The 13594-nt window shown below is 35.3% G+C and carries 9 protein-coding genes; 7 read left to right on the top strand and 2 right to left on the bottom strand.

Annotated elements, in window-relative coordinates; genetic code table 11:
* Positions 1 to 28 precede the first annotated feature (28 nt).
* Together atpD and OA93_RS10960 are read left to right on the top strand one after the other, a co-directional pair.
* Entirely contained in the window at positions 29 to 1540 is a 1512-nt protein-coding gene (gene atpD / locus OA93_RS10965; protein WP_039113236.1) for a F0F1 ATP synthase subunit beta, read from the top strand.
* A gap of 52 nt (positions 1541 to 1592) precedes the next feature.
* Positions 1593 to 1874, top strand: a complete 282-nt coding sequence (locus OA93_RS10960) for a F0F1 ATP synthase subunit epsilon (protein WP_039113235.1) — start codon at positions 1593 to 1595, stop codon at positions 1872 to 1874.
* A 73-nt stretch (positions 1875 to 1947) separates the two neighbouring features.
* On the opposite strand, the gene OA93_RS10955 is transcribed toward OA93_RS10960, so the two are convergent.
* On the bottom strand, positions 1948 to 2751 hold the full coding sequence (locus OA93_RS10955) for a DUF3667 domain-containing protein (RefSeq protein ID WP_039113234.1): 804 nt from the start codon (positions 2749 to 2751) through the stop codon (positions 1948 to 1950).
* 174 nt (positions 2752 to 2925) lie between these two features.
* Between OA93_RS10955 and OA93_RS10950 the strand changes: the two genes are divergently transcribed.
* From OA93_RS10950 to OA93_RS10935, 4 genes are all read left to right on the top strand, one after another.
* Complete coding sequence (locus OA93_RS10950; protein ID WP_039113233.1) at positions 2926 to 4104, top strand: pyridoxal phosphate-dependent aminotransferase family protein; 1179 nt, start codon at positions 2926 to 2928, stop codon at positions 4102 to 4104.
* A gap of 109 nt (positions 4105 to 4213) precedes the next feature.
* Positions 4214 to 4831 carry a dethiobiotin synthase gene (gene bioD / locus OA93_RS10945; RefSeq protein WP_039113268.1) on the top strand — a complete coding sequence of 206 codons (618 nt, stop codon included), beginning with the start codon at positions 4214 to 4216 and terminating at the stop codon, positions 4829 to 4831.
* Between the two features lie 180 nt (positions 4832 to 5011).
* Positions 5012 to 6283 carry an adenosylmethionine--8-amino-7-oxononanoate transaminase gene (bioA, locus tag OA93_RS10940; RefSeq protein ID WP_039113232.1) on the top strand — a complete coding sequence of 424 codons (1272 nt, stop codon included), beginning with the start codon at positions 5012 to 5014 and terminating at the stop codon, positions 6281 to 6283.
* Positions 6284 to 6387: 104 nt separating this feature from the next.
* Complete coding sequence (locus OA93_RS10935) at positions 6388 to 7557, top strand: beta-ketoacyl synthase N-terminal-like domain-containing protein (protein WP_039113231.1); 1170 nt, start codon at positions 6388 to 6390, stop codon at positions 7555 to 7557.
* Between the two features lie 109 nt (positions 7558 to 7666).
* On the opposite strand, the gene OA93_RS10930 is transcribed toward OA93_RS10935, so the two are convergent.
* Positions 7667 to 8143: a RecX family transcriptional regulator gene (locus tag OA93_RS10930; RefSeq protein WP_039113230.1), complete on the bottom strand. Its 477-nt coding sequence runs from the start codon at positions 8141 to 8143 to the stop codon at positions 7667 to 7669.
* Between the two features lie 455 nt (positions 8144 to 8598).
* Between OA93_RS10930 and OA93_RS24110 the strand changes: the two genes are divergently transcribed.
* Positions 8599 to 13281: a T9SS sorting signal type C domain-containing protein gene (locus tag OA93_RS24110; RefSeq protein ID WP_052259430.1), complete on the top strand. Its 4683-nt coding sequence runs from the start codon at positions 8599 to 8601 to the stop codon at positions 13279 to 13281.
* The last annotated feature ends 313 nt before the right edge of the window (positions 13282 to 13594 follow it).

Below are 13594 nucleotides of genomic sequence, written 5' to 3'. Positions count from 1 at the left end.
AATAGCTATTTAATAAACACATACAGTAATGTCAAAAGTAATAGGAAAAGTTGCCCAAATCATTGGACCAGTAGTTGATGTTGTTTTCAACGGTAAAGATGTTGAACTTCCAAAAATTTATGATTCATTAGAAATCACTAAAAAAGACGGAACATTGTTAGTTCTTGAAGTACAATCTCACATCGGAGAAAATACAGTTCGTACAATATCAATGGACTCAACAGATGGTTTGAGTCGTGGATATGAAGTAGTTGGAACAGGAAACCCAATCCAAATGCCAATCGGTCCAGACGTATATGGTCGATTATTTAATGTAATCGGAGATGCAATTGATGGTTTAGGGGACTTGCCAAAAACAGGAGAAAATGGTTTGTCTATTCACAGACCAGCACCAAGATTCGAAGATCTATCAACTTCATCTGAAGTATTGTTCACAGGTATTAAAGTAATCGATTTGATTGAGCCTTACTCAAAAGGAGGAAAAATTGGATTGTTTGGTGGTGCAGGTGTTGGAAAAACAGTATTGATTCAGGAGTTGATTAACAATATCGCAAAAGGTCACGGTGGACTTTCTGTATTCGCAGGAGTAGGAGAAAGAACACGTGAAGGAAATGACTTACTTCGTGAGATGTTAGAGTCAGGTATTATTAAATACGGAGATGATTTCATGCACTCTATGGAAAATGGAGGATGGGATTTATCTAAAGTAGATATGCCAGGAATGAGAGAGTCTAAAGCTACTTTCGTTTTCGGACAAATGAATGAGCCACCTGGAGCTCGTGCACGTGTAGCACTTTCAGGATTATCTATCGCTGAGTATTTCCGTGATGGAGCAGGAACTGATCAAGGTAAAGACGTATTGTTTTTCGTTGATAACATCTTCCGTTTTACACAAGCAGGATCAGAGGTATCGGCACTTTTAGGTCGTATGCCATCTGCGGTAGGATACCAACCAACATTAGCAACAGAAATGGGTGCAATGCAGGAACGTATTACATCTACAAACAAAGGATCTATTACATCTGTACAAGCGGTTTACGTACCTGCGGATGATTTAACTGACCCGGCTCCGGCAACTACTTTTGCCCACTTAGATGCAACAACAGTATTGTCTCGTAAAATTGCTGAGTTAGGTATTTATCCAGCGGTAGATCCATTGGATTCTACTTCTAGAATCTTGACTCCACAAATTTTAGGTGATGAACACTATGATTGTGCACAAAGAGTAAAAGAAATTCTTCAAAAATACAAACAATTACAAGATATCATCGCGATTCTAGGTATGGAAGAGTTATCTGAAGAAGATAAATTATCTGTATCAAGAGCACGTCGTGTACAACGTTTCTTATCTCAGCCTTTCCACGTAGCGGAACAATTTACAGGTATTCCTGGAGTTTTGGTTGACATTAAAGATACTATCAAAGGATTTAATATGATTATTGATGGTGAGTTAGACCACCTTCCTGAAGCAGCATTTAACCTTAAAGGTTCTATTCAAGATGCTATCGAAGCTGGAGAGAAAATGTTGGCAGAAGCGTAATTCAATTGATAATTATCAATTGAGAATTATCAATTATCAATTATAACGAATTATGATTTTAGAAATAGTATCACCAGAAGCAAAATTATTTTCAGGAGAAGTTACTTCGGTTACACTACCAGGAGTAGATGGAAGTTTTCAAATCTTAAATAATCACGCGCCGATTGTTTCTTTGTTACAAAAAGGGACTGTGAAAATTGTAGGAACAAGTTTCAATTTCTCTAAAGAAGCAGCAGATAAATTCACGAAAGTAAATGATAAGACCTATACATTAGAAATCGTATCAGGAACAATCGAGATGAAAGACAATAAAATAATTGTTTTAGCAGACTAAGACAATTCAGAATAAAGTTGAAAAAGCCAGACATAATTTGTCTGGCTTTTTTGTTTTAGATTGATGTTCTTTTTTATACGATTCCCCAAAAACCGCTAGAGATATAGGCGTTAACAGTAAATCCTGAAACAATTCCCCAAAAAATAATTCCTAAAGCACTTACAGTAAAAGCTTTTGCGAATTGAAGTTTTGTGTTTTTATTTAAAAACTTATAATAGAAAACAGTAAAATAGAGGAGCTGAAAAAGAAGAAAAAGTACTGTGGAGTAATTAGATGAAAGGTGGAATAATAAGGATATTGGTAGTATTAATAATGTGTTGATTAAAATACAAAAACCTAACATATACATTCCGGCGACTAGGTGTTCGGTGTAGTTGTAGTTTTCTTTTCTGTAAAAAAGCCAAAAGAAAAAGGCAGTAAGTGGTAAGGCCATCATCGCCATTAGATTAGAATATTTTTTTATGAAATGAAGCATTTTTTCTTTTCGTTCGTAAAGATGTATCATTTTTTCTTTCTGAGCAGGATTGGAGATGCTATTCAGTTCCTGATTTTCTTTCTGAATATCTATAGGAGGTACTTCTTTTGGGATATTAGAAATAAAAACAAATATTGCCGCAATCAGGAGGAAAAAATTAAGCGGAGGGAAATATTTTTTTCTTTTTCCGTTTATGTATTCCTTAGCTACAATTCCACTTTTCAGTGTCAAATCTCTAATTAGTTGAAAAATTCCTTTATCAGCATGTGTGAAATAATGAACAGCTTCATGAAAAACCTCATGTGAATTTATGCGATGTAAATTGGCTTTTTGGCTACATTGAGGACAATAATTAAAACTTGAATAGTGTGAGGTTTCACAGTTTTTACAAATGATTTTCATTTTTTTTTCTTTTTAATGTAATATACAGATTACAGATAGTCAGTTTGTCGTTTTAAAATTAGAGAAAAAATATTTTAATTAACAAGAATTATTTAAAATTCAAATTATAAACAGCGAGTTAGATATGACTCGCTGTTTATTTAATAATGATAATCAATTTCATAACTTTGCTCTATGAAATTACCAGAAAATCTTATTCAAAAATTAGTTGTACGAAAGCAAAATAATGCACTTAGGCAATTGCCATATACGAGTGCATCAATTGATTTTACTTCCAATGACTATATTGGGTTTTCAAATTCTGCAGCAATTTTTAATAAAACACACCAATATTTGCTTGATACTAATTGTACTAAAAACGGAGCAACTGGTTCAAGATTAATTTCTGGGAATCATTCTCTCTATAAAATCACAGAAACGTTTATAGCTCAATTTCACGAGTCAGAATCGGCTCTAATCTTTAATTCGGGTTATGATGCCAATGTTGGTTTTTTTAGTGCTGTACCACAGCGTAATGATGTTATTTTGTATGATGAATTAAGTCATGCTTCTATTCGGGACGGGATTTTGATGTCGAATGCTAAATCTTATAAATTTAATCATAATGATTTTGAAGATTTAGAACGACTTATATTAAAACACCAAAACATTGCCATTCCGAGTGGAGAAAAGGAAAAGAAGACAGTTTTAAATACGATTTATATTGTAACCGAAAGTGTTTTTTCTATGGATGGCGATTGTCCAAATCTAGAGGAATTAGTAGTATTGTCTGAAAAATATAATTGTTACCTCGTTATTGATGAAGCTCATGCTTTAGGAGTTTTTGGCGAAAAAGGCGAGGGATTAGTGCAATTTTTAGGATTGCATAATCGGGTTTTTGCCAGAGTAATGACTTTTGGTAAAGGTTTAGGCTGTCATGGAGCAGCAGTTCTTGGTTCAGAAGAACTAAAAGAATACCTCGTTAACTTTGCAAGAAGTTTTATTTATACCACAGGATTATCTCCACATTCCGTGGCAACTATTTTTATTGCCTATCAGCAATTGGAAATAGAAAAAGAAACCATTGAAAAACTACGCCAAAACATCGTTTACTTCAACCAACAAAAAAAACTTCTAGGATTACAACCGATGTTTGTTCGAAGCAAATCGGCTATTCAATCAGCAATTATTCCTGGTAACGAAAATGTAAAAGAAGTTGCTAAAAAAATGCTGGATAAAGGGTTTGATGTAAAAGCAATCGTATCGCCAACAGTTCCGGAAGGACAGGAAAGATTGCGTTTTTGTATTCATAGTTATAATACACAAGAAGAAATAATTGAGGTATTGAATTTGTTGAGTAGTTTTGTCTTTTAAAAATAATTATAACACAAAGATTCTCGAAAGATGATTTATGAAAGAAAAATATAAAGTCTTTGTATATCTATTTTTTCGAATTTATGAATCTTTGGGAAACAAAAAAATCATGAAATTATTTATAACAGGAATATCCACCGATGTTGGTAAAACAATTGCTTCGGCTATAATTGTAGAAGCGCTGGAAGCAGATTATTGGAAACCGATACAAGCAGGAGATTTAGAGAATTCGGATACGGCAAAAGTTCAATCAAGAATTTCAAATAATAAGTCTCAGTTTCATAAAAATGCCTATGCTTTAAATACGCCAGCAAGTCCGCACTTGGCAGCAAAAATTGATGGTGTTACTATTGATTTAAAAGAAATAGTTGAGCCAATAAGCAATAATCATTTGGTTGTAGAAGGTGCTGGAGGACTTTTTGTTCCATTAAATGATAAAGAATTTGTTATTGATTTAATTCAGCCAGATTATAAAGTAATTGTGGTTTCGAGACATTATTTAGGAAGTATCAATCATACATTGCTGACTATTGAAGCATTGAAGAATCGAAAATTAAATATTGCAGGAATTATTTTTAGCGGAAGCGAAAACAAATCTTCTGAAGCAATTATTATTAATAGCACCGGAATAAAATGTATTGGTCGAATTGATGAAGAGCCCTATTTTGATCAAAACGTTATTAAAGAATATGCTGATTTATTTAGGGAAAATTTACTTGGTTTATAGAAGGAGAAAATAGAGATAAGAGAACAGAAGCAAGAGGATTGAGAAAAGATTGTAGATGAAAGAGGATGGAATGTAGAGGTGAGATTATGGAATAAAGAAAATAGACTTTCCTATCTTTGCTAAAATCTATAGATGTTTAGTCTTTTCTTTCTAAACTCTATTTTCTATATTCTAAATAAAATGACATTATCCGAAAAAGACAGCCAATACCTTTGGCATCCTTATACCCAACATAAAACCGCAGCAATTCCTATCGCCATTTCTAGAGGGGAAGGCGCATTACTTTGGGACGAAAACAATAAAGAATATATAGATGCGATTGCCTCTTGGTGGGTTAACCCCTTTGGGCATAGTAATCGTTTTATTGCCGATGCGATTTACAAACAATTAACTACTCTGGAACACGTTTTGTTTGGCGGTTTTACACATGAACCAGCAATTGTTCTTGCCGAAAGACTCATCGAAATTTTACCAAAGAACCAACAGAAAATATTTTTTTCAGACAATGGTTCTACAGCGGTAGAAGTTGCGATAAAAGTAGCTTTGCAATATTTTTTTAATAAAGGAGAAAAACGTACTACTATTATTGCTTTTGAAAATGCTTTTCATGGAGATACATTTGCTGCAATGGCTGCAAGCGGAATTTCATTTTATACACAAGCTTTTCAGGGGATGTTTATAGATGTGGTTAGAATTCCGGTTCCTGTAAAAGGACAAGAGCAAGTAAGTTTTGATGCTTTAAAAGAAGTAATAAAAGATAAGAATTGTGCAGGATTTATTTTTGAACCTTTGGTGCAAGGAGCAGCTGGAATGGTTATGTATGAGCCAGATGCATTGGCAACTCTAATCCAGATTTGTGCAGCAAATAATGTTCTTACAATTGCCGATGAAGTTATGACGGGCTTTGGTAAAACAGGAAAAACATTTGCGATGGATTATCTGGATGAAAATCCAGATATGATATGTCTTTCGAAAGCACTAACAGGAGGAACTATCCCGATGGCTATTACGACTTTTACCCAAGAGGTTTTTGATGCGTTTTACGATGATGATATTAATAAAGCATTGTTTCATGGGCATACCTTTACGGCTAACCCTACAGGATGTGCTGCTGCTCTGGCAAGTATCGATTTGCTACAAACAGAGGAAATGCAAGCTAATATTGCGCGTATAAATAAAAGCCATTTACATTTTCAGGATAAAATAAAAAATCACTCAAAAGTTATTACAATCAGAGTTTTAGGAGTTATTTTTGCATTGGAAATAAAATCTGATTCTGAAGAAAGTTATTACGGTTCGATGAGAACGAAGCTTTATAATTTCTTTATTGATAAAGGAGTTGTTCTAAGACCAGTGGGGAATATAGTTTACATTTTGCCGCCATACATTATTAGTGATGAGCAGCTTGAAAAAGTATATTCGATTATTGAAGAAGCTCTAGAAATGGTTTGATAAATTTAGACTTCTTAGATTTTTAGACTATTAGATTAGTTAGACTTTTGGATTTAATTAATTATTAAAACCTTGCGAATTTTCGATTAAATAAAATATTGACATTGAATAAAAAAATTGCCATAACAGCCTTTTCTTCTATTTCACCTTTAGGAAATAATCCAAAAGATATTTGGGAGAATTACTTAAATAACAAACATTGTTTTACTGTACAGCAACTAGATAAGCAAGAAACTCCTGTTGCTGCACTTACTACAGATTCTAAGCAAATTGTGGAACAAGTGCGTAATTCGGACATCAAATATAAATTTCTTGATAATAGTGTTTTGTTTGCTTTGGCGGCGTCTCGAGAAGCAATAAAAAATTCAGGTTGGGATTCTGATGCTGTTTTCGGGATTAATATAGGTTCTTCTCGTGGAGCTACCGATTTATTCGAAAAACATTTTCAGGAATATTTAGAAACCGGAAAAGCACAAACATTAGCTTCTCCAACAACTACATTAGGCAATATCTCTTCTTGGATAGCGCACGATTTACAAAGTTCGGGTCCAGAAATTTCGCATTCAATAACTTGTTCAACAGCTTTACACGCTTTACTAAACGGGGTGGCATGGTTAAGAGCAGGAATGGTTGATAAATTTTTGGTTGGAGGAAGCGAAGCTCCATTAACAGATTTTACGATTGCACAAATGCGAGCTTTAAAAATTTATTCTCGGGCAGATTTGAATACCGATAAATGGCCAAATCTAGCATTCGATTTAAATAAAACTCAAAATACTATGGTTCTGGGAGAAGGGGCTGCAGTATGTTGTATTGAAGCTGGAGAAAAAGAAAACGCTATTGCTTATGTTATAGGTGTGGGATATGCTACAGAAGTTTTAGAACACAATATATCGATCTCTGCTGAAGCTACTTGTTTTCAAAAATCAATGAAAATGGCTCTGGAAGGAATTAATCCAGAAGATGTAGATGTGATTGTTATGCATGCTCCAGGAACTATAAAAGGAGATTTAACAGAATATAAAGCAATCCAAAAGATATTTGCCGAGACTAAACTTCCTCTGCTTACCACTAATAAATGGAAGATTGGACATACTTTTGGAGCTTCGGGAATATTGAGTGTAGAAATGGCAATCTTAATGATGCAACACAATACATTTATAGGAGTTCCTTTTGCGGAAGCACAACAACAAATGAAACCTATAAAAAAGGTATTGATAAATGCAGTTGGTTTTGGAGGAAATGCGGTGAGTATTTTACTCGAAAAAGCCTAATAAATATTTAGACTCTGTTAGACAAATTTTACAGATTTGATGTAAGTAATTTGAAGCAGATTGTCTGTTTGAACGGAGTCGAAGATTTATCTATACTTAAATATAAAAACTACTTGACATTGGTTTCAAGTTCCTTTACTTTTTCATAAATCATATTGCTTTCAAAACCTCGGCGCAATACATAATCACAAAATTTTTTACGCTTTTTGAGTTGATTGTTTTCGTGTAAATTATCCCAACATTTTTGCGTTAATTTTTCAAATGTTTCTAGATATTCATCATTACTAATTCCTGCAAGTGCAAGGTTGATATTGGTTGATGTAATATGACGTGCCTTAAGTTCGTTTACAATTCTTATTTTTCCCCATTGCTTTATGCGGTGCTTTCCTTGTGCAAAACTACAAGCAAAACGAGTTTCATTTAGGAAGTTATCTGTAATAAGTTGTACCACAATAGAGTCTATTTCGTCTGGTGTCATTTTTAGACTATATAGCTTAGACACCACCTCGTCATGACAACGTTCCTGATAAGCACAAAAATGTTCTAGTTTTTGTAATGCTTCTTTGGGAGTACAATCCGTTTTCATATAGTCTATTGTAGTTTTAGTATTGAATAAAGAACAAATGTAAAGCTTTAATTTTTTTTCAAAAACTTGTTTTGCCTCGAAAGTCTATTTCGAAATAATCTTACTTAAAAAGACTTATGTAAATCATCTAGTAGAGATAGAAATTTTTATGTCAAATTGTGATAATTGAGAGGTATTACCTTGTAATTTGTTAAATATATGATAAAACCTCAATCTTAAACGTTGTAATACATGATAATATGAACAATATATGAACTTCTTTTAGGAATTTTTAGTTAAATTTAAGAATGTATTATATAAGTATCTTTGCCCTAATGAGTTACGTTGTATGATTTTTTTTTTGAGAAAAGAATATGATGCTGATAAATCTTCAATCAGTATCGACACCTTTTCAATACCACTCATAAATATTACAAAGAGTTAATTGATTTTTTTTATCATTAAAACCTACTATTATGAGACTAAAATTATCTTTGTTTTTCGTTTTTATTATTACTTATTCGTGGTCTCAGACTACAAACACATTTACAGCTGCTGGTAGTGGTACTTTTGTTGTCCCCGCTGGTGTTACTTTGTTAACTGCAGAATGTTGGGGAGCTGGAGGTGCCGGAGGAGGTAATGATGATAGTAATTCCGCAGCTGGAGGAGGAGGAGGAGGCTACAGTAAGACTACTAGTCTTAGTGTAACTCCTGGTAGTTCAATTAATTATACTGTTGGTACTGGAGGTCTAGGGTCTAAAGCAAATGGGACTAGTGGATCAGCATCCAATTTTTTAACGGTAACAGCTAATGGAGGTGCAGGAGGAACAAGTGGAAATGGTGGAAGTGGAGCTGGTATTGGTGGTACTGGAGGAGTTGGAGCAAATTTTTCTGGAGGTAAAGGAGCAAATGGAAGTTTGGTGCTTGGATTATTATTTTCAGGAGGAGGAGGAGGTAGTGCTGGTACAGCTTCAAATGGTAATGATGGATCAGCAGGTGGCGGAGGCGCTGTTGTGACTGGAGGAGGTGCCGGAGGTAATGGAGCAACACTAGCAGGTAATGGACAGTTAGGACTTCCGCCAGGAGGAGGAGGAGGAGGAGGTTTAGTTTTATTAGGCCTTGGTAATAATAATGGAGGAAATGGAGCAGCTGGACAGATAAAGGTTACCTATACTTGTCCTACTTATAATATTACAGGTGCTAGCGCAACAAATGTATGTATATCTGTAGGTACAACATCTACAGTAACAGTAACAGCGAGTGCTGCGTTATTGCCTGTTGGTAATTATGTAGTTACCTACAATAGGAGTAATCCAGTTGCTGGTGGTACAGGATTAACTGCAAATATGACTGTTAGTACGGCTGGAACTGGATTCTTTACGGCTACGGGACTAACTACAGCAGGATCTAGTACTATAACAGTTACTGCGCTTACGTCAGGATCTTGTTCATCAACGGTTAATTTTGGGGCTACATTAAGTGTAAGCGCTTTGCCTACGATAACATTAGCAGCCACTGCAGCCACTGTTTGTTCTAGTGCTAGCGTACAAAATACCACATTAAGTTATAGTGCTACAACAAATACTCCCACAACATATAGTATTACTTGGAATGCATCACCTACAAATACTTTTGCAGCAGTGACTGATGCAGCATTACCAGCAAGTCCTATTACGATTGTTGTTCCAGCAGGTACAGTTGCGGGTACTTATACAGGCACATTAACGGTAAAAAATGCTGCGGGTTGTGTTAGTAGTTCAGGCTCATCTTTTACAGTGACAGTAAATACGACGCCAACAATAACATTAGCAGCAGCTACAACAAGTGTATGTCCTAGTGCAAGTGCTCAGAATACTACATTAAGTTATAGCGCTACATCGGGCACTCCCACAACATATAGTATTACTTGGAATGCATCGCCTACAAATACTTTTGCAGCAGTAACAAATGTAGCATTACCAGGAAGTTCTATTACCATCGCTGTTCCAGCGGGTACAATTGCAGGTACTTATACAGGCACATTGACGGTAAAAAATGCAATTGGATGTGTTAGTAGTCCTGCCTCAACTTTTACAGTAACGGTAAATCCGACTCCAACAATAACCTTAGCAGCAGCTGCGGCAACAGTTTGTCCTAGTGCAAGTGCTCAGAATACTACATTAAGTTATAGTGCTACATCAGGTACTCCCACAACATATAGCATTACTTGGAATGCATCGCCTACAAATACTTTTGCAGCAGTTACAGATGCTTCTTTACCAGCGAGTCCAATTACGATAGTTGTTCCAGCGGGTACAATTGCAGGTACTTATACAGGCACACTAACCGTAAAAAATGCAGCGGGTTGTGTTAGTAGCCCTGCCTCAACTTTTATAGTAACGGTAAATCCGACTCCAACAATAACATTAGCGGGATCGGCAGCAACAGTTTGTTCAAGCGCTAGTGCTCAAAATACCACATTAAGTTATAGCGCTACAACAAATACTCCCACAACATATAGTATTACTTGGAATGCATCACCCACAAATACTTTTGCAGCAGTGACAGATGCTTCATTACCAGCAAGCCCTATTACGATTGTTGTTCCTGCTGGTACACTTGCAGGTACTTATACAGGTACATTAACGGTGAAAACTGCAGTGGGTTGTGTTAGTAGCCCTGCCTCAACTTTTACAGTAACAGTAAATCCGACTCCAACAATAACATTAGCAGCATCAGCAGCTAGTGTCTGCTCAAGTGTAAGCGCCCAAAATACTACATTAAGTTATAGCGGAATAACAAATACTCCAACAACGTATAGCATTACTTGGAATGGGACTCCGACAAATACTTTTGCGGCAGTGACAGATGCTTCATTACCAGCAAGCCCTATTACGATTGTTGTTCCAGGAGGTACAATTGCGGGTATTTATACAGGAACATTAACGGTGAAAACTGCAGGAGGTTGTGTTAGTAGCCCTGCTTCAACTTTTACAGTAACGGTAAATCCGACTCCAACAATAACATTAGCGGGATCGGCAGCAACAGTTTGTTCAAGCGCTAGTGCTCAAAATACCACATTAAGTTATAGTGCTACATCGGGTACTCCAACAACATATAGTATTGTTTGGAATGGATCTCCCACAAATACTTTTTCGGCAGTTACAGATGCTTCATTACCAGCAAGTCCTATTACGATTGTTGTTCCAGCTGGTACACTTGCGGGTATTTATACAGGAACATTAACCGTAAAAACAGCAGCAGGTTGTGTTAGTAGCCCCGCTTCAACTTTTACGGTAACGGTAAATGCAACACCAACAGCTCCAGTTATAGGAGTTATTACACCTCCAACATGTGCGGTTTCTACAGGAAGTGTTGCTTTAAGCGGATTACCATCTGGTAATTGGTCAATAGTAACAAATCCAGCCACTATTACTACCACAGGTTCAGGAACAAGTACTGTTATTAGTAATCTTGCACCAAATACATATACTTTTATAGTAAGTAACTTAACAACAAGTTGTACTTCTGCAGCATCTCTTCCCGCTATAGTTCCTACTTTGGTTACTAATAGTTGGAGCGGTTCCGGATGGTCTAGTGGTACACCAACGGCAAATCAAAATATTATTTTCTCAGCAGATTATACTTCGGCAACAGGACCAGCAGGTGATTTAACTGCTTGTTCTTGTCAGGTGAATTTGACAGCTAAAGTTACAATTAAGACGGGAGCAACTTTAGCTGTTACTAATTCGGTTACAGTAGCTTCTACGGCTAGTTTAAAATTTGAGGATAAAGCGAGTTTATTTCAGGTAAATGATAATGCAACTAATAGTGGTAGAGTTACTTACGAACGTATTTCTCCACAGATGAAAGATCAGGATTACGTCTATTGGTCATCTCCTGTATTTGGTCAAAAATTTAGTACGCTGTCATTAGGGACTAATTCTTATTTTGCTTTTAATATTGCGACAAATAGTTGGATATATGCAGCTGATAATATGGAAGTAGGCAGAGGATATATTATAAAAGCACGTAATGCTGGCCCATTTCCTTATGATCAAAAAGTAGCTTTTGAAGGGGAACCTAATAATGGCGCACTTACTCTTGGCACACCAACTAAATTAGATGAGTATGTTTTGGTAGGAAATCCATATCCTTCGGCTTTATTTGCAGATGATTTTTTAAGAGGAAATTCTACTACTCTAGACGGAACTCTTTATTTCTGGACCCATATTACTCCACTCGCATATAATGGTAGTAAATGGGATTATGCATCTGAAGATTATGCAACATATAATTTTACTGGTGGAGTTACTCCAGGCCAAGGAACTGGTTCTGATTCAGGAAGTGCTCCCCCATTAGGATATATTGCAGCAGGACAGTCCTTTTTTGTTAATGCAAAAATAGGAGATGCACATGTCGCTTTCAATAATAGTATGCGTGCTTCTGGGCAAAATGGACAGTTTTACAGACCAGGAAAAACAAAAAAAGTAACAGCAATAGAAAAAAATCGAGTATGGTTAAATCTTACCAATAAGGGAGGTGCATTCAAACAAATATTGGTAGGTTATATCGAAGGAGCAACGGATGATTATGAGAGTCTGTTTGACGGAATTTCTCTAAACGGAAATACTTTTATTAATTTTTACAGTGTTCTTAAAGATAAAAAGCTCAGTATCCAGGGTCGTGCCATACCATTTAAAGAAACCGATTTGGTGTACTTAGGATATAGTTCAGAAATAGCAGGAGATTTTACCATTGAGATAGATGATGCAGATGGTTTATTAGCAGATCATGCTATTTACCTGGAAGATAAAGTAACTGGTGTTATACAGGATTTACGCCAAAAAGGTTATACGTTTAGCACAGTAAAAACTGATGGTGTCGATAATCGATTTGTATTGCGATATACTAATAAAACTTTAGGTACAGGAGAGTTTGAAGTAACAGAAGATGCAGTTAGAATAGCCGTTGAAAATAAAGAGATTCAAATCAATACACTTAATCAAACTATAGATGCCGTATATGTTTACGATACATCGGGCAAACTACTTTATCAGAAAGATAAAATAGGAAATCCTAAATTGAGAATAGAAAACTTAAAATTAAGTAATCAGGTTTTAATCGTAAAAGTTATTCTGGATAATAAACATACCGAAACCAAGAAAGTGATTTACTAAATAAAACTTAGATTAAACTTTAAAAACCATTCCTTTTTGCGGAATGGTTTTTTTGTTTTTTAACAAATTTATTTAGGATGAAGAGAAAAATCAAATGGATTTAGTTTCTAGTTTAATTCTTAAATATCATCAAGTTAACAAAAAGTAAGTATTTACGTCGTTAATATGTATTTTATCTTAAAAAAGATGCAGTTCAACGGGTATTTAAGTAAAATAGCGAAAACGTATTTTCCAAAAAAAAAAATCTTGTGAGAGGTTTTTTTTTGTGCTTTATTTGGTGCGCATTAACAAAAAATAAATATTTTTTAATTTT

Origin of the sequence: Flavobacterium sp. KMS, assembly GCF_000813005.1 — a bacterium.
Taxonomy (GTDB): domain Bacteria; phylum Bacteroidota; class Bacteroidia; order Flavobacteriales; family Flavobacteriaceae; genus Flavobacterium.
Note: the sequence above shows the minus strand (reverse complement) of the source record. Positions and strands in the feature narration are given on the sequence as shown.

Bases quoted from the DNA above. Each gene is read 5' to 3' on its own strand.
- atpD (WP_039113236.1), top strand. From the start codon at position 29: ATGTCAAAAGTAATAGGAAAAGTTGCCCAAATCATTGGACCAGTAGTT.
- OA93_RS10960 (WP_039113235.1), top strand. From the start codon at position 1,593: ATGATTTTAGAAATAGTATCACCAGAAGCAAAATTATTTTCAGGAGAA.
- OA93_RS10955 (WP_039113234.1), bottom strand. From the start codon at position 2,751: ATGAAAATCATTTGTAAAAACTGTGAAACCTCACACTATTCAAGTTTT.
- OA93_RS10950 (WP_039113233.1), top strand. From the start codon at position 2,926: ATGAAATTACCAGAAAATCTTATTCAAAAATTAGTTGTACGAAAGCAA.
- bioD (WP_039113268.1), top strand. From the start codon at position 4,214: ATGAAATTATTTATAACAGGAATATCCACCGATGTTGGTAAAACAATT.
- bioA (WP_039113232.1), top strand. From the start codon at position 5,012: ATGACATTATCCGAAAAAGACAGCCAATACCTTTGGCATCCTTATACC.
- OA93_RS10930 (WP_039113230.1), bottom strand. From the start codon at position 8,143: ATGAAAACGGATTGTACTCCCAAAGAAGCATTACAAAAACTAGAACAT.
- OA93_RS24110 (WP_052259430.1), top strand. From the start codon at position 8,599: ATGAGACTAAAATTATCTTTGTTTTTCGTTTTTATTATTACTTATTCG.